14 protein-coding genes are annotated in these 16819 nt (G+C 71.5%); 6 read left to right on the top strand and 8 right to left on the bottom strand.

Features of this window, described 5'->3' with window-relative positions:
* Positions 1 to 117: 117 nt before the first annotated feature.
* The gene (locus tag ACFWUY_RS14310) at positions 118 to 726 is read left to right on the top strand and encodes a helix-turn-helix domain-containing protein (RefSeq protein WP_384107135.1); all 609 of its coding nucleotides are present in this window, start codon (positions 118 to 120) and stop codon (positions 724 to 726) included.
* Between the two features lie 62 nt (positions 727 to 788).
* A complete protein-coding gene (locus ACFWUY_RS14305) occupies positions 789 to 1541 on the top strand; it encodes a tyrosine-protein phosphatase (protein WP_384107074.1) in 753 nt (250 codons plus the stop codon).
* On the opposite strand, the gene ACFWUY_RS14300 is transcribed toward ACFWUY_RS14305, so the two are convergent.
* The 3 genes from ACFWUY_RS14300 to ACFWUY_RS14290 form a co-directional block, all read right to left on the bottom strand.
* The gene (locus ACFWUY_RS14300; RefSeq protein ID WP_384107072.1) at positions 1538 to 2113 is read right to left on the bottom strand and encodes a dihydrofolate reductase family protein; all 576 of its coding nucleotides are present in this window, start codon (positions 2111 to 2113) and stop codon (positions 1538 to 1540) included. The genes ACFWUY_RS14305 and ACFWUY_RS14300 overlap by 4 nt on opposite strands.
* Before the next feature lie 77 nt (positions 2114 to 2190).
* Complete coding sequence (locus ACFWUY_RS14295) at positions 2191 to 3393, bottom strand: helix-turn-helix domain-containing protein (protein ID WP_384107070.1); 1203 nt, start codon at positions 3391 to 3393, stop codon at positions 2191 to 2193.
* Positions 3394 to 3657: 264 nt separating this feature from the next.
* A complete protein-coding gene (locus tag ACFWUY_RS14290) occupies positions 3658 to 4683 on the bottom strand; it encodes an ATP-dependent 6-phosphofructokinase (RefSeq protein ID WP_384107068.1) in 1026 nt (341 codons plus the stop codon).
* Positions 4684 to 4972: 289 nt separating this feature from the next.
* Here ACFWUY_RS14290 and pta point away from each other — a divergent pair, with 289 nt between their 5' ends.
* From pta to pyk, 3 genes are all read left to right on the top strand, one after another.
* Positions 4973 to 7075 (top strand): phosphate acetyltransferase, encoded by a 2103-nt coding sequence (pta, locus tag ACFWUY_RS14285; protein WP_384107065.1) that lies wholly within the window; start codon positions 4973 to 4975, stop codon positions 7073 to 7075.
* Positions 7072 to 8298 carry an acetate kinase gene (locus ACFWUY_RS14280; protein WP_384107063.1) on the top strand — a complete coding sequence of 409 codons (1227 nt, stop codon included), beginning with the start codon at positions 7072 to 7074 and terminating at the stop codon, positions 8296 to 8298. Before pta ends, ACFWUY_RS14280 begins: the two co-directional genes overlap by 4 nt.
* A gap of 82 nt (positions 8299 to 8380) precedes the next feature.
* A complete protein-coding gene (gene pyk / locus ACFWUY_RS14275; protein WP_384107061.1) occupies positions 8381 to 9811 on the top strand; it encodes a pyruvate kinase in 1431 nt (476 codons plus the stop codon).
* A gap of 72 nt (positions 9812 to 9883) precedes the next feature.
* On the opposite strand, the gene ACFWUY_RS14270 is transcribed toward pyk, so the two are convergent.
* The 4 genes from ACFWUY_RS14270 to ACFWUY_RS14255 all read right to left on the bottom strand — a co-directional run bounded on the left by ACFWUY_RS14270 (position 9884) and on the right by ACFWUY_RS14255 (position 14074).
* A complete protein-coding gene (locus tag ACFWUY_RS14270) occupies positions 9884 to 11170 on the bottom strand; it encodes a hypothetical protein (protein WP_384107059.1) in 1287 nt (428 codons plus the stop codon).
* Positions 11160 to 11708: a DUF6114 domain-containing protein gene (locus ACFWUY_RS14265; protein ID WP_384107058.1), complete on the bottom strand. Its 549-nt coding sequence runs from the start codon at positions 11706 to 11708 to the stop codon at positions 11160 to 11162. The genes ACFWUY_RS14270 and ACFWUY_RS14265 overlap by 11 nt, the downstream gene beginning before the upstream one ends.
* A gap of 108 nt (positions 11709 to 11816) precedes the next feature.
* On the bottom strand, positions 11817 to 12497 hold the full coding sequence (locus ACFWUY_RS14260) for a DUF6230 family protein (protein ID WP_384107057.1): 681 nt from the start codon (positions 12495 to 12497) through the stop codon (positions 11817 to 11819).
* A 602-nt stretch (positions 12498 to 13099) separates the two neighbouring features.
* Complete coding sequence (locus ACFWUY_RS14255; protein ID WP_384107055.1) at positions 13100 to 14074, bottom strand: tetratricopeptide repeat protein; 975 nt, start codon at positions 14072 to 14074, stop codon at positions 13100 to 13102.
* Positions 14075 to 14381: 307 nt separating this feature from the next.
* Between ACFWUY_RS14255 and ACFWUY_RS14250 the strand changes: the two genes are divergently transcribed.
* A complete protein-coding gene (locus tag ACFWUY_RS14250) occupies positions 14382 to 15011 on the top strand; it encodes a TetR/AcrR family transcriptional regulator (RefSeq protein ID WP_384107133.1) in 630 nt (209 codons plus the stop codon).
* Between the two features lie 106 nt (positions 15012 to 15117).
* On the opposite strand, the gene ACFWUY_RS14245 is transcribed toward ACFWUY_RS14250, so the two are convergent.
* Positions 15118 to 16818 (bottom strand): methylmalonyl-CoA mutase, encoded by a 1701-nt coding sequence (locus ACFWUY_RS14245; protein ID WP_384107053.1) that lies wholly within the window; start codon positions 16816 to 16818, stop codon positions 15118 to 15120.
* Between the last annotated feature and the right edge of the window lies 1 nt (position 16819).

Below are 16819 nucleotides of genomic sequence, written 5' to 3'. Positions count from 1 at the left end.
ACCTTGGGTGAACACACCGTAGCCAACCGTCACACCCGCACCTACCGTGGCCGGGTGCACCAACCCTCCCCGCCCTTCAACGCCCTGGCCGCCCGCCGACTGCGCGAGGCCCTCGGCATGGCCCCCGGCCATGTCGCGTACGGCCTGCGCGCCCAGTACGGCCTCTTCGTCACCCCCGACACCGTCGTCGCCTGGGAGCGCGGCCGGGCCGCCCCCGACGCGCAGGAGCTCACCGCCCTCGCGGGCGTCCTGTGGTGCTCCCCCGCCGAGCTGATCGCCGCCGCCTCCAGCCTGCGCGAGCACCGGATGGCGCGCGGCCTCGCCGTCGAGGAGCTGGCCCGGCGGGTGGGCGTGGCGGCCTCCGCGTACCAGCGGATGGAGGACGAGGGCCGCTGGCGCGGCACCGAACGCCAGACGGCCACCCTCGCGGAGGTCCTCGGTCTCGGCCCGCGCGCCCTGATCACGGCGACCGGCGGCGACGAGCGCCTCGCCGAGCTGCTGCGCGACGCCGCCACCACCCGCTGGCAGGCGTACGTGAAACCGGCCGTGAAGATGCTGCCGCTGCCCAAGCGGACCCTGGAGTCCGCCCTGCAGCAGCTGCACACGGAGTACCACGCCCGGATGGTGGCGACCAGCAGCTGGGGTGCCTCGGGCGCGACCGGCGACGAGGGACGCGCGTACCTGGACGAGATCACCGGCCATTTCTGGGCGGCCGTCGGTCAGTGACCGCCGGGCCGTGGACCGGCGCCCCGGATCAACTCCGTGGACCGGCACCGTAGATTGGCGCCGTGAGACGACACATACCCTTCGAACGGCTCCACAACTTCCGTGACCTGGGCGGCTATCCGACCGCCGACGGCGGGACCGTGCGGTGGGAGACCCTCTACCGCTCCGACTCCCTCGCCAAGCTGACGGACGCCGGCCCCACCGACCTGGACACCTTCCGCGCGCTCGGCGTGGCCACGGTGATCGACCTGCGCTATCCGTGGGAGATCGCCGCCAAGGGCCGCCTGCCGGAGACCGAGGACGTCTCCTGGCACAACCTCTCCATCGAGCACCGCCCGTACGACCAGGCGGAGATCGACCCGGACCTCGACCCGTGGCGCTACCTCGCCGACCGGTTCGCCGAGGTCGCCGAGGACGGAGCGGTGGAACTCCGTACGGCCCTCGAACTCATCGCCGCCGCCGACGGACCGCTCGTCTTCCACTGCGCCTCGGGGAAGGACCGTACCGGTCTGCTCGCGGCCGTCGTCCTCGCCCTCCTCGGAGTCCCCGACGAGGAGATCCTCGCGGACTTCGCGCTCACCGAACTGGCCACGGAGCGGCTGATCGCGGACTGGCGGGCGGCACACCCGGGCCGCGAGCTCCGCTGGCCGGGGTACGGTCGGGCCCCCGCCGACGTCATCAGGCTGTTCCTCGCGGACCTGCGCGCGCGGTACGGCTCGGTGGACGCGTACGTCACCGGCCACGTCGGGCTCGACCCGTCGGTGGTGACGGCGCTCAGGGCCCGGCTGGTGGAGACTCCCCGGGCAGCGTCCTAGGGCAGGTTCCGGCGTGCCACGCGGTGGCGGAGGTAGACGACTCCCGAGCTGAAGGGGCGGGTCTCGACGAGTTCGAGATCCACCCTGCGCCCGCTCCGGGGAAAGAACGGAACGCCACCGCCGACCAGCACCGGGTGGACCACGGCCCGGTACTCGTCGATCAGTCCCGCCGCGGCCGCCTCGGCGGCGAGGGTCGCGCCGCCGATCGCGATGTCGCCCTCCCCCGGCTCGGCCCGCAACCGCTCGATCTCCTCCACCAGGCCCCCGGAGGCCAGACGGGCATTGCCCCGCACCTCCGACAAGGTGGTGGAGAACACGACCTTCGGGAGGGGGTTCCAGAGCGAGATCCACTCGCGCGACGGGGCGTCGAGCGAGGGATCCTGGTCGGCGGTCTCCCAGTACAGCATCGTCTCGTACAGCCGTCGTCCCAGCAGGTGGACGCCGACGTCCCGGATCTCGTCGATCCAGAAGCGGAAGACCTCCTCGTCGGGGCCCGTCCAGTCGAAGTCGCCGTCCGGCCCGACGATGTAGCCGTCGAGGGAGACGCCCATCGAGTAGGTCACGCTGCGCATCAGAAGTCCTCCTCTGTGACGGGTCCGACCCTACGACCGCCGGCCGCCGGCCGTCCCGGGACTCGCGGATCAGCGGATCAGTCACGTCTCTCGAAGGCGAAGAGCTGGCCCGCCGCGTCCGGCGCGCAGGGCGCCTGGGCGAGACGCGCCCAGGCGGCCGTGCGGTCACCGACGACGGTGACGCAGCTGCCGGGCGTCGCGGAGCCCACCGGGACGATCCGGTGCCCCCGGACGGGAGTGCCGTACGGCTCCAGGGCGAAGGTCTCGACCCGGCTCGGGTCCCCGCACTCGGAGTCCTCGTACGCGGCGTCGGGTATCCGGCCGCCGGAGGGTATGCCGGAGCAGCCGGGACCGTAGTCGGGGTGGTCGGAGACGATCCGCCACCGGCCGGCGGCCACCGGCGCGAGCGAGTAGAGCGGGACGCCCGCCTCGGCGCACGGCAGCTGGTGGATCTGGCCGGTACGGGTGCCCCGCCGCTCCCCGAGACAGAACTCGGTGCCGACCACCCGGACGCGTACGTCCCCGGCGGCGGGAGCGGTACGGGGCTGTTGCCCGCCGGTTCCGGTACGGCCGTCCCGGAGGACGGCGACGACGCTGACAGCGGCGAGGACGAGCCCGGCGACCGCGACCGTGGCGACGAGGGCACGCCGTATCCGGGCCGGCGCCCCCGGCCGGGTCACGGACGGCCCGTGCGGCGGTTCGGCGACGTCGGGCCAGGAGGACGGCGGGCCGGTCACCGCCGGATGCGCGGGGGCGGCCGGGCCGCCGGCCGAGGCCGGGCCGGCCTCCGTCGCCGCCGCACCAGCCGGACCGGCCTCCGTCACCGTGCCCGCCGGGTCCGTCACCGCGTCCGCCTGGTCCGTCGCCTCGGCCTCCCCCGCAGCCTGGTCCGTCGCCTCGGCCTCCCCCGCAGCCGGGTCCGCCGCCTCGGCCACCGGCGCTCCCGGACCCGCTCCCGTGCCCTCGCCCGCTTCCACCGCCGCGTACGTCCCCCGGCCCGCCAGCCTCCTCCGTACCGTCCGCCACTCCTCCAGCTCGGTCTCCGACGCGACTCCGCAAGCGCGGACGAAGGTGGTCAGCAGCTCCTCGCGGGGCAGGGTGGGGCGGGCCAGCATGTTCGCCACGGTGGACCGGGGCAGGCCGTCCCCGCGTGCCTCCGCCCGCGCCGCGAGTTCGCGGTAGGTCAGGCCGGACCAGTCCTTGAGTGCCTGAAGGCGCGCGAGGAACTCGGCGGGGGTCCTCGCCCCCCGCGGGTCGGGCGTGTGCTCCCCCGGTGCCATGCGCGCCGCTCCCTTCCGCCGGACAGGGTTGGGACATGTCCGGGACAAGCCCCAAGCCTTGTTGATCTCACGCTCCGGCTCAAGAGTGGAACCCGGCATTTCCGGGGGTGGTGCCGGCACAGCGGAGTGGCCCCGACCGTCCACGGGGGGACGGTCGGGGCCACTCGGGTGTGCACGGGTCCCGGCGGACATCCGGAACGGGGGTCCCGGCGGGCACCCGGGACAGAGATCCCGACGGACATCGTCAGGAGCCGGTCGGCATCGTCAGAAGACCGACTCCGCCTCGCGCATGCGGTTCACCGGGACCGTCTTGAGCTGGGTGACGGCCTCGGCGAGCGGCACCATCTCGACGTCCGTGCCCCGCAGCGCCGTCATCCGGCCGAAGTCGCCGCGGTGCGCCGCCTCCACCGCGTGCCAGCCGAAGCGGGTGGCGAGCACCCGGTCGTACGCCGTCGGCGTGCCGCCGCGCTGGACGTGCCCGAGGATGACCGGCCGGGCCTCCTTGCCGAGCCGCCGCTCCAGCTCGACGGCGAGCTGGTTGCCGATGCCCTGGAAGCGCTCGTGGCCGAACTGGTCGATCTCGCCCTTCTTGTACTCCATCGAGCCCTCGGCCGGATGGGCGCCCTCGGCGACGCAGATGACGGCGAACTTCTTGCCGCGGGCGAAGCGCTCCTCGACCATCTTCACGAGGTCGTCGACCTGGAAGGGCCGCTCGGGGAGGCAGATGCCGTGCGCGCCGCCGGCCATGCCGGACTCCAGGGCGATCCAGCCGGCGTGGCGGCCCATCACCTCGACGACCATCACCCGCTGGTGGGACTCGGCGGTGGTCTTGAGGCGGTCCATGGCCTCGGTGGCGACGCCGACGGCGGTGTCGAAGCCGAAGGTGCGGTCCGTGGAGGAGATGTCGTTGTCGATCGTCTTCGGGACGCCGACGACGGGCATGCCGGCGTCGGAGAGCATCCGGGCGGCGGTCAGGGTGCCTTCGCCGCCGATGGGGATGAGGACGTCGATGCCGTACTCGCGGGCGAGGTCGGGGGCGGACGCGGCGGCCTCGGCCAGCCGGTTCCGCTCCAGGCGGGCCGAGCCGAGGATGGTGCCGCCACGGGCCAGGATGCCGCTGACGGCGTTCAGGTCGAGGGGGCGGTAGTGGCCGTCGAGAAGGCCCTTGAACCCGTCCTCGAAGCCGATGACTTCGTCGCCGTGACCGGTGAGCGCCCGGTGTACGACCGACCGGATCACTGCGTTCAGGCCGGGGCAGTCGCCGCCTGCGGTGAGGACTCCGATGCGCATCGTGCTGTGTCTCCTGCTCGGTCGCGGTCCGTGTGAGCCACCGCAATTCTCACACGCCCGACCTGGCGGACGCGTTCGCCGGCGTTCCGCGCGTGCCGTCGCCGGGCCTCGCGGAGGCCTTTCGTCCCGGGTTTCCGGGCCCTTCGTCCGGCGGGCGACGTAACTATCGGCGGGGGTATTGTCAAGGGGGTAATGCCGCCCTATCGGGGCTTTCTGAGGGCAGTGGATTGACAGGCAGCGGATCGTCGGCGCACCCCGGGTTCCGCGGGACCGGACAGGAGACCACGGCGTGACGCGCAGCGTGTACGTGACCGGGATCGATCGCGGTGACGGCCGCCAGGTCGTCGAGCTGGGAGTCATGGAGCTCCTCACCCGCCAGGTGGACCGGGTGGGGGTGTTCCGGCCACTGGTGCACGATGGTCCCGACCGGCTCTTCGACCTGCTGCGTGCCCGCTACCGGCTCTCGCAGGACGCCTCGACGGTCTACGGGATGGACTACCACGAGGCCTCCGCGCTCCAGGCTGAGCGGGGCACCGACGCGCTGGTCTCGTGCCTCGTCGACCGTTTCCACGCCGTGGCCCGCGACTACGAGGTCGTCCTCGTCCTCGGCACCGACTTCGCCGCCACCCAGCTCCCCGACGAGCTGGCGATCAACGCCCGGCTCGCCAACGAGTTCGGCGCCTCCGTCATCCCGGTCGTCGGCGGCAAGGGCCAGCCGGCGGAGTCCGTACGGGCCGAGGCCCGCAACGCCTTCCGGGCGTACGACGGACTCGGCTGCGACGTCCTCGCGATGGTCGTCAACCGGGTGACGGGCGAGGACCGCGAGGCCATCGCCGAGCGGCTCACCACCCGGCTGCCCGTGCCCTGTTACGTCCTGCCGGACGAGCCGGCGCTCGCCGCGCCCACCGTCGCCCAGATCACCCACGCGCTCGGCGCCTCCGTCGTCCTCGGCGACGACGCGGGCCTGGCGCGCGACGCCCTCGACTTCGTCTTCGGCGGCGCCATGCTGCCGAACTTCCTCAACGCGCTGACCCCCGGCTGTCTGGTCGTCACCCCCGGGGACCGCGCCGACCTGGTCGTCGGCGCGCTGGCCGCGCACTCGGCCGGCACCCCGCCGATCGCGGGCGTGCTGCTCACCCTCGACGAGCGGCCCAGCAAGGAGATCCTGACCCTCGCGGCCCGTCTCGCTCCCGGCACCCCGGTCATCTCCGTACCGGGCACCAGCTTCCCGACCGCCACCGAACTCTTCTCCCTCGAAGGCAAGCTGAACGCGGCCACCCCGCGCAAGGCGGAGACGGCCCTCGGCCTGTTCGAGCGGCACGTGGACACGGCCGACCTCCTCAAGCGGATCTCCGTCGCCCGCAGCGGCCGGGTCACCCCGATGATGTTCGAGCACGAGCTCATCGAGCAGGCGCGCGCCGACCGGCGCCGGGTGGTGCTCCCCGAGGGCACCGAGGAGCGGGTGCTGCGCGCCGCCGACGTGCTGCTGCGCCGTGACGTCTGCGACCTGACGCTGCTCGGCGACGTCGAGACCATCCGCAAGAAGGCCGCCGACCTGAGCGTGGACCTGGGCGGCACCCAGCTGATCGACCCGCAGACCTCGGAGCTGCGGGACTCCTTCGCGGAGAAGTACGCGGCGCTCCGCGCCCACAAGGGCGTCAGCGTCGAGCTGGCGTACGACGTCGTCTCGGACGTCAACTACTTCGGCACCCTGATGGTCCAGGAGGGCCTGGCCGACGGCATGGTGTCGGGTTCGGTGCACTCCACGGCGGCGACGATCCGTCCCGCCTTCGAGATCATCAAGACGAAGCCGGAGGCCTCGATCGTCTCCTCGGTCTTCTTCATGTGCCTGGCCGACAAGGTCCTGGTGTACGGCGACTGCGCGGTCAACCCGGATCCGAACGCGGAGCAGCTCGCGGACATCGCCGTCCAGTCGGCGGCCACCGCCGCCCGCTTCGGCGTCGAGCCGCGGATCGCGATGCTGTCGTACTCCACCGGTACCTCGGGCTCCGGCGCGGACGTCGACAAGGTGCGGGAGGCGACCAAGCTGGTCCGCGAGGCGCACCCGGAGCTGCGGATCGAGGGCCCGATCCAGTACGACGCGGCCGTGGAGCCCTCGGTGGCGGCGACGAAGCTGCCGGGGTCGGAGGTGGCGGGGCAGGCGACCGTCCTGATCTTCCCCGACCTCAACACCGGCAACAACACCTACAAGGCCGTGCAGCGCTCGGCCGGCGCCGTGGCCGTCGGCCCGGTGCTCCAGGGTCTGCGCAAGCCGGTGAACGACCTCTCGCGCGGCGCGCTCGTCAGCGACATCGTCAACACGGTCGCCATCACGGCGATCCAGTCCCAGACCCCCCACGTCCCCGCCCAGGGTCAGGAGCTCCCCGCATGACCGCCCCCACCCGTGTCCTCGTCCTCAACTCCGGCTCCTCGTCGGTGAAGTACCAGCTGCTCGACATGCGCGACGACAGCCGTCTCGCCCAGGGGCTCGTGGAGCGCATCGGCGAGGAGACCTCGCGGCTCGTCCACGCCCCCCTCCAGGGCGGCGGTGTGAAGCGGGAGACGAACGGTCCGATCCCCGACCACGCGGCCGCGCTGAAGGCGGTCGCCGCGGAGCTGGCGGCGGACGGCCTCGGTCTGGACTCGCCCGACCTCGCGGCGATCGGCCACCGGGTGGTGCACGGCGGGCTGAGGTTCACCGAGCCGACGGTGATCGACGAGGAGGTGCTCGCCGAGATCGAGCGGCTCGTGCCGGTGGCGCCCCTGCACAACCCGGCGAACCTCGTCGGCATCCGGACGGCGACGGCGCTCCGCCCCGACCTGCCGCAGGTCGCGGTCTTCGACACCGCCTTCCACACCACGATGCCGGAGTCCGCGGCGCGGTACGCGATCGACGTGGAGACCGCCGACGCGCACCGGATCCGGCGGTACGGCTTCCACGGCACCTCGCACGCGTACGTCTCGCGCGAGACGGCGAGGCTGCTCGGCAAGGAGCCGGAAGAGGTGAACGTGATCGTGCTGCACCTGGGGAACGGCGCCTCCGCCTCGGCGGTGCGGGGCGGCCGGTGCGTGGACACCTCGATGGGCCTGACGCCGCTGGAAGGCCTGGTCATGGGCACCCGCTCGGGCGACATCGACCCGGCGGTCACCTTCCACCTGAAGCGGGTGGCGGGCATGTCGACGGACGAGATCGACGTCCTGCTGAACAAGAGGTCCGGCCTGGTCGGGCTCTGCGGCGACAACGACATGCGGGAGATCCGCCGCCGGGTCGACGAGGGCGACGAGCGGGCGGCGCTCGCCTTCGACATCTACGTCCACCGGCTGAAGAAGTACATCGGCGCGTACTACGCGGTGCTCGGCCGGGTGGACGCGGTGGCGTTCACGGCGGGGGTCGGTGAGAACGCGGCCCCGGTGCGGGAGGCTGCCGTCGCGGGCCTGGAGGAGCTGGGTCTCGCGGTGGACAAGGGCCTCAACTCCGTACGTTCCGACGAGGCACGGCTGATCTCGCCGGAGTACGCGCGGGTGGCGGTGGCCGTGGTACCGACGGACGAGGAGCTGGAGATCGCGCGCCAGAGTTTCGCGCTCGTTCAGAGCTCGGCGAGCTCGAACGAGTGAACGCCTGAGCGGCCCCGCGCCCATTTGTACTTTCCGCCAGATGGAATATTCCGCAGAGAAACAAACCGATAGGATCCGCCTCATGCGCCGTTCCAAAATCGTCTGCACGCTGGGCCCCGCCGTCGACTCGTATGAGCAGCTGAAGGCTCTCATCGAGGCCGGCATGAACGTGGCCCGATTCAACTTCAGCCACGGGTCCCAGGCGGAACACCAGGAGCGGTACGACCGCGTCCGGCAGGTCGCCGCGGACACCGGTCGCGCCGTCGGCGTCCTCGCCGACCTCCAGGGCCCCAAGATCCGTCTCGAGACCTTCGCCGAGGGCCCGGTCGAGCTGGTGCGCGGTGACGAGTTCACCATCACCACCGAGGACGTCCCCGGCGACAAGTCCATCTGCGGCACCACCTACAAGGGCCTGCCCGGTGACGTCTCCAAGGGCGACCAGGTCCTCATCAACGACGGCAACGTCGAACTGCGGGTCGTCGAGGTCGAGGGCCCCCGGGTCAAGACCATCGTCGTCGAGGGCGGTGTCATCTCCGACCACAAGGGCATCAACCTGCCCGGCGCGGCCGTCAACGTCCCCGCCCTGTCCGAGAAGGACGTCGACGACCTCCGCTTCGCCCTGCGGATGGGCTGCGACATGGTCGCCCTCTCCTTCGTCCGCGACGCCGACGACGTCAAGGACGTCCACAAGGTGATGGACGAGGAGGGCCGCCGGGTCCCCGTCATCGCCAAGGTCGAGAAGCCGCAGGCCGTCGACAACATGGAGGCCGTCGTCGCGGCCTTCGACGCGGTCATGGTGGCCCGTGGCGACCTCGCCGTCGAGTACCCCCTCGAGAAGGTCCCGATGGTGCAGAAGCGCCTCGTGGAGCTCTGTCGCCGCAACGCCAAGCCGGTCATCGTCGCCACCCAGATGATGGAGTCGATGATCACCAACTCGCGTCCGACCCGCGCCGAGGCGAGCGACGTCGCCAACGCGATCCTGGACGGCGCGGACGCGGTCATGCTGTCGGCCGAGTCCTCGGTCGGCGCGTACCCGATCGAGACCGTGAAGACGATGTCGAAGATCGTCACCGCGGCCGAGGAGGAGCTGCTCTCCAAGGGCCTCCAGCCCCTGGTCCCGGGCAAGAAGCCGCGCACCCAGGGCGGCTCCGTCGCCCGCGCGGCCTGCGAGATCGCCGACTTCCTCGGCGGCAAGGCGCTGGTCGCCTTCACCCAGTCCGGCGACACGGCCCGCCGTCTCTCCCGCTACCGGACGCAGCAGCCGATCCTCGCGTTCACGACGGACGAGAACACCCGCAACCAGCTCACCCTGAGCTGGGGCGTGGAGTCCTTCCTCGTCCCGTTCGTGGAGACCACGGACGCGATGGTCGACATCGTGGACGCCGAGCTCCTGAAGCTCCAGCGCTACAACGAGGGCGACACCATGGTCATCACCGCCGGCTCGCCCCCCGGCGTCCCCGGCACGACGAACATGGTCCGCGTCCACCACCTCGGTGGCGGCGAGCGCGCCTGACGCGTCTGACCCGTACGTTTCATGGCGAAGCCCCCGTCCGGTGGACGGGGGCTTCGCCATGAAACGTACGGGTCAGTTGGGCTCGATCGTGTTCCTGAGTTCCGGGATCCTCAGGGTGCCGCCGAACTGGCCCGCCTGCTTGAGCTTCACCTTGGTGAACTCTGCGTAGGGAACGTCCAGCGGGGGCGGGGTCTCCGGGCTGAAGGTGACGGGGAAGAGGCCGAAGAGATTGCCCTTCAGCTCCTCCGTGTACATGGTCACCTTGCCGTCGCGGATGGTCGACTCGTCCGTGTCGCTGGAGCGGACGTGGGCCGTGCGCCCCTCGGAGTGGACCGTCATCTGGTGCAGATCGTGGATGTCGACCTTGGAGGCGGTGAACTTCAGCACCTTCTTGATCTTGCCGCCGTAGGTCTTCACCTCCACGATGCCGTGGTACTTCAGGCCGTACAGCTTGAGCAGCGAGCTCTCCAGGCGCCACGGCTCGTCCGGGAGCAGCGGGATGCCGGGCTCCAGTTCGGCCGCCGCGAGCGCCTCGGGGTCGGGCTCGGGGCAGGGGAAGCGGGGCTTCGCGCCGTCGGGTATGTCCTCGTCCTTCTTGGCGTCGAGACCCTTGGCGCTCTCCGGCAGCTCCTCGACCTTCACGCCCGCCTTCTCGGCGGCCTTCTCGATCGCGGCCTTCGTCTTCTCGGCAGCCGGGTCGGCGGTCGGCTTCGAAGCGGTGGCCGTCGGCTTCGGCGCGGTGGTCGCCTCCGGCGCGTCGGGGTCCGTCGCCGGCTTGGCCGGGGCCTCGGTCGTCGGGGCCGTCGTGGTGGGCGTGACCGTCGGCTCCGGGTCGGGGCCGTCGAACAGGTCCTTGAGCGCGTCACCGACACCCAGCGGGTCCAGCGGGTTCACCGACTTCGTCGGCGTGGGTGTGGGCGTGGCCGTCGGCGTCGCGGTCGGCGCGGCGGTGGCCTTCGCCCGCTCCTGGGCCTGCTGGGTCGTCGCCTGCCCGGTCTCCGTCGCGGTCGGCGTCGGCGTGGCGGTGGCGCTCGGGGTGGCCGTCGCGGTCGTCGAAGGGGTGGCGGACGGGGTGGCGGACGGGGTCGGCTTCGCCGTCTCGGCGGGCTTCGTCGTCTCCTCGGTCACCGGCTCGTCCGAGCGGGTCACGCAGGGGCCGGGCGCGAAGGGGATGTCCTTCTCGTCGGCGAGGGCGACCTTGGGTGCGAGGCCCATGCCCACGAACACCGCGGTCGGCATGGCGGCCAGCGCCATCGCCTTGCCCGCGGGGCCCTGAATCCTGTTCAGCAGCGACTTGCGCGGGGCCGCGTGCCGCGGGCCACCTTTCGCGAGCGCCGACTGAGTCTCGTCACCCCGCACTGTTCCTCCCGCCGTTGGCGTCGATCGTCGTTTCGGTCGCGTGGTGCTCCGCCTCGCGCTGCTCCGGGACGCCGGCGGCCAGTACCGCTTCGGTCTCGGCGGAGGCCTCCGGCTCGTCGTCGTCCTCCGCGTCCACGGCCTCCTCGATCGGCGGAGCGGGCGCCCAGGCGATGGACATGCCGCCTCCGACGAGGGCGAACAGGAACCCGACGACCAGGCCGCCGAAGTTCGACACCGGGATGGAGACCAGCCCCAGGATGATCGACGCCACACCGGCGAAGACCCGCACGATGGGCTGGAACCACATCGTCAGGCCGAGCGTGATCAGCAGGACGCCGATGATCAGCGCGCTGGATCCGGCGGTCGTCTTCATGGCGAGGGTGACATTGCCGAGCCGCATGTCCCCGTATGGGAGGTAGGCGATCGGCAGGCCGCCGATCAGGGTGAACAGCCCCGCCCAGAAGGGCCGGGTCTGCCGCCAGACCTTGAACCGATTGTCCTGGGGGACTTCGGGGGAGGCGGGGGTCTCGGCGCTCATGGAAACAGCTCCCTGGAAGCGGTGTTGCTGAGAAAGAGGTGGAGAGAAGCGGGGCGGGCCCCGGAGAGTGTGCGGGCCGCCGGAGCGGCCCGCACCTTCAGGACCTGGTCAGCCCTTGAAGCACTCCTTGGCGGTGCCCCGGTGCAGAGACAGGCTCAGGTCGGGAAGGCGGAAGGTGGCGGCCGTGGTGGCCCACGCCTTCTGCTTGACGTTCCTCAGCGTGGCCCGGTCGGCGCGCTGGGCGAAGCCCTCGTCCTTGGCCGCGGTGCCGGGCTGGATGCCCTGCCAGCCGTCGGGCTTGCCCTGGTCGAGCGATCCGGCCGCGATGCCGATGTCGATCTTCTCGAACTCGGCGTCGGCCTTCAGGTCGGAAACGTCAAGGTAGAGCTCCTTGGCGAAGACCTGCTTGTCCTTGTCCCCGCCCTTGGCGTCGGCGCTGTCACCGGCCGTCAGGCGGAGGGTGACATCGCCGACGAACGGAACGTTCGGCGTCACCACCGACTGGCACATGTTGGTGATGTAGGCGTTGTCGAATCCGGAGACCGCGACCGGGGCGCCGAACTTCTCGCCGTCCAGCTTCGTACCCACGGCGACACTGCCGTACTGGACGAACTGCTCACCGACGAGACTGTCGGTGGAAACCTTGAACTCCTGGCCGGAGATACTGAAGGACGCGGCAAGCGCGCCCTGGGCCAGGCCTACACCGATCGCGGCCGTCGCGGCCACACTCGGGACCATGACGACGGCGAACCGCTTCCATCTGGTTCCGCCACGAACCTGGGACTTCATGAGAATTCCTCCTTCTCGGACGTACATCTCCGGAAGGGCCCGGGGCCCGTCCTGGGATGGGAGAAGAGCTACGTCCTCGGGAAGGAGAGCGCCGAAGCGTCAGGCGGCGCGATGCGCGTCCGAATCACCGGCGATCACCCCCGAGCGACAACCTCGGGCCGCGCCTTTGAGCGCGGCCTGGTTGGACAGGCCCCGTTCGGTGAGAGCGGGAACCCCCCTGTCCACGACCGGTGCCGGAGCGCCGGTCCGCCCGGTGGGGACCCTCGCCGCGGTCCCGGGTGGTTGCCGGGGTGGTGCGGTTCGGACCGAGCGTCGCCGATCGTGGTCCATTCCGCGCCCCCGCACAAGGGGGTTCGTTACCGGCTAGTAACGGGTGAATAACCGCACTGTGGCGGGACGGGGCCGGGCGGGCACGCAGGGTGCGTTCGCGGACCCCGGAATATCGGCGGATGGTCGCATGAATCCGGACAGAAGGCCGGGTTCGACTTACTGCAAGTAACAGCGGCCGCGATTACCAAGTTTTGGTAAAGCACGGCCGCGTTTTGTCACTGTGTTGCCAAATCGTCAGAGGATCCGGCGCTCCGAAGGAGGCCGGAAAGACCTCAGAACAGCACCCGTGCCAGGGCCTGCCGGGCCGTCATGACCCTCGGGTCCTCGGCGCCGATCACCTCGAACAGTTCCAGGAGTCGCAGACGCGCCGCGTCCCGCTCCTCGCCCGCCGTGCGGCGCACGGTCTCCACGAGGCGCCCGAAGGCGTCCTGCACGTGACCGCCCACCAGGTCGAGGTCGGCGGCGGCGATCTGCGCGGTGACGTCGGCCGGGTTCTCCGCGGCGTTCTTGCGGACGGCCGCCGGGTCCAGGTCCTGCACCCGGGCGAGGAGTTCGGCCTGCGCCAGGCCGAGCTTGGCCTCCGGGTGGGCCGGGTCGTCGGCGAGCACGTTCTTGTACGCCTGGACCGCGCCGGCCAGGTCGCCCGCGTCGAGCGCGGACAGGGCCGCTTCGAGGAGGGCGTCGTACGGGCCGGCCGCCACCGGGCGCTCGGCCGCCGCGCCGCCCTCGGAGGCGTCGGCGTCGACGGCGATGCCGGTGAGACCGAAGCGCTCCTCGCCGATCTGGATCAGCTGGTCCAGGGTCTCGCGGATCTGGGCCTCGGGCACGGCGCCCTGGAAGAGCGGCAGCGCCTGGCCGGCGACCACCGCGAAAACGGCCGGAATTCCCTGGATGCCGAACTGCTGCATCAGCATCTGGTTGGCGTCGACGTCGATCTTCGCGAGCAGGACGCGGCCGTTGTACTCGACGGCGAGCCGCTCCAGGAGGGGGCCGAGCTGCTTGCACGGTTCGCACCACTCGGCCCAGAAGTCGAGGACGACCGGGACCTCGGCCGAGCGCTGGATCACATCGCGCTCGAAGCCGGCCTCGTCGACGTCGATCACCAGGGCGGACGGGGGCACCGCGGCGGGGCCGCCCTGCCGTGCGGCTTCGGCGCGCGCCTGCTCCGCCTTCGCCTTGGCCTCTCCGGCCGCCTTCACCGCGGCGAGATCGACGACGCCGCTCATGGACATGTTTCGGGGCTGCATGCGTACATCCTCCCCCCTCCGCGCGCGTAACCGGTAAGTCATGGCTGAACCGCGCCGTCCGCAGGTCTCCCGCCGGTGTGCGAGACGTGCGGACGACACGGTTCCTCGTCTTCGGTTCGCGCCGGGTCCCCACCCGGCGCCAGGTTGTCGCTCAGGCCGCTCAACGCCTTTCGCTACAGGTCGTAGCGTAACTCTCCGAGCGGAACCGGAGGGAGGGCGCGGGCCCGATCCGTACGGTGAACTGCCTCACACGCCGGGCCCCTGGCACCGTACCTACCGACGGGTATGGTCGACCTCCATGTCGTCGATGTGTCGCCGCACCAACCCCCGCAGCAGCCGTACCGGACGCCCCCGCTCCACCGAGGCCGACACGGCCATCCTGGAGGCGACCCGCGCGGCCCTGGTCGAGCTGGGCTGGTCCAAGCTCACGATGGGGGACGTCGCCGGCCGCGCCGGGGTTGCGAAGACGACCCTCTACCGTCGCTGGGCCAACAAGAACGAGCTCGTGGTGGACGCCGTCGCCGTCCTCTTCGACGAACTCGAACTGCCCGACCTGGGTTCCCTCCAGGCCGACATCGAGAACGTCGTCCTGCAGTTCGCGGCCCTCCTTGAACGCCCCGAGACCAAGACCGCCCTGATGGCGGTGGTGGCCGAGTCGACCCGCGACGAACCGCTGCGCGCCCGCATCCGGGCCTCGATCGTCGACCGGCAGAAGCGGCTGGTCCTGGAGGGCCGGATGCGGGCGCAGCGGCGCGGCGAGCTGCCGGCGGACCGCGACCCGGTCGCGGTGGACGCCACCGACGACCTGATCTTCGACGTCATCGCGGGCGCGGTCGTGCACCGCGCGCTGGTGAGCGCGGAACCGGTCGACGAGGAGTGGGTGACGCGCCTCTCCGCGCTCCTCGTGGGCGGCCTCGGCTCGGTGGCGGCGCTCTGAGGCCACCGGAAGGACGCGGGCCGGGAGGACGCGGGCCGGGGAGACGCGGAAGGGGCGGTACGGAGTTTCCGTACCGCCCCTGAGTCCGTCAGGTGTGACCGCCGGATCAGAAGCCCGGGGGCTCCGTGTAGACGCCCCACTCGTCGCGCAGCGCGTCGCAGATCTCGCCGAGCGTGGCCTCGGCCCGTACGGCCTCCAGCATCGGGGCGATCATGTTCGAGCCGTCCCGGGCGGCCTTCAGCATGGCGTCGATCGAGGCGCGGACCGTGGCGTCGTCACGGCGCTCCTTGCGCTCGCCGAGGGCCTGGACCTGGTCCCGCTCGACCTCGTGGCTGACGCGGAGGATCTCCAGGTCGCCGGTGACGGAGCCGTGGGCGCAGTTGACGCCGACGACCCGCTTGTCGCCCTTCTCCAGGGACCGCTGGTACTGGAAGGCGGACTCGGCGATCTCGCCGGTGAACCAGCCGTCCTCGATGCCGCGCAGGATGCCGGAGGTCATCGGGCCGATCGGGTGCTGCCCGTCCGGGTGGGCGCGGCGGCCGCGCTCCTTGATCTGGTCGAAGATCTTCTCGGCGTCGGCCTCGATGCGGTCGGTGAGCTGCTCGACGTACCAGGAGCCGCCCAGCGGGTCGGCGACGTTGGCGACGCCGGTCTCCTCCATCAGCACCTGCTGGGTGCGCAGGGCGATCTCGGCGGCCTGCTCGCTGGGGAGCGCGAGGGTCTCGTCGAGGGCGTTGGTGTGGAGGGAGTTGGTGCCGCCGAGGACGGCGGAGAGGGCCTCGACCGCGGTCCGTACGACGTTGTTGTACGGCTGCTGGGCGGTGAGGGAGACGCCGGCGGTCTGGGTGTGGAAGCGGAGCCACTGCGCCTTGTCGCTCTTGGCTCCGTAGACCTCCTTCATCCAGCGGGCCCAGATGCGGCGGGCGGCGCGGAACTTGGCGATCTCCTCGAAGAAGTCGAGGTGCGCGTCGAAGAAGAAGGAGAGGCCGGGGGCGAAGACGTCCACGTCGAGGCCGCGGCTGAGGCCGAGTTCGACGTAGCCGAAGCCGTCGGCGAGGGTGTACGCGAGCTCCTGCGCGGCCGTCGCCCCGGCCTCGCGGATGTGGTAGCCGGAGACGGAAAGCGGCTTGTACGCGGGGATGCCCCGCGCGCAGTGCTCCATCAGGTCGCCGATGAGGCGCAGATGGGGCTCGGGCTCGAAGAGCCACTCCTTCTGCGCGATGTACTCCTTGAAGATGTCGGTCTGGAGCGTGCCGTTCAGCACGGCCGGGTCGACGCCCTGGCGCTCGGCGGCGACCAGGTACATGCAGAAGACCGGGACGGCGGGCCCGGAGATCGTCATGGACGTCGTGACGTCGCCGAGCGGGATGTCCTTGAAGAGGACCTCCATGTCGGCGGCGGAGTCGATGGCGACACCGCAGTGGCCGACCTCGCCGAGCGAACGGGGGTCGTCGGAGTCGCGGCCCATGAGGGTGGGCATGTCGAAGGCGACGGAGAGGCCGCCGCCGCCGGCGGCCAGGATCATCTTGTACCGCTCGTTGGTCTGCTCGGCGTTGCCGAAGCCGGCGAACTGGCGGATGGTCCAGGTCCTGCCCCGGTATCCGGTGGCGTGGAGCCCCCGGGTGTAGGGGTACTCACCGGGCCAGCCGATGCGCTCGAACCCCTCGTAGGTGTCGCCGGGCCGGGGCCCGTAGACGGGCTCGACGGCGTCGCCGGAGAGCGTGGTGAAGTCGGCGTCCCGCTTGCGGGCCTTGTCGTAACGGGCCTGCCAGCGTCGGCGGCCTTCCTCGATCGCGTCAGCGTCCATG

It is taken from the genome of Streptomyces sp. NPDC058664 (assembly GCF_042716635.1).
Classification (GTDB): domain Bacteria; phylum Actinomycetota; class Actinomycetes; order Streptomycetales; family Streptomycetaceae; genus Streptomyces.
Note: the sequence above shows the minus strand (reverse complement) of the source record. Positions and strands in the feature narration are given on the sequence as shown.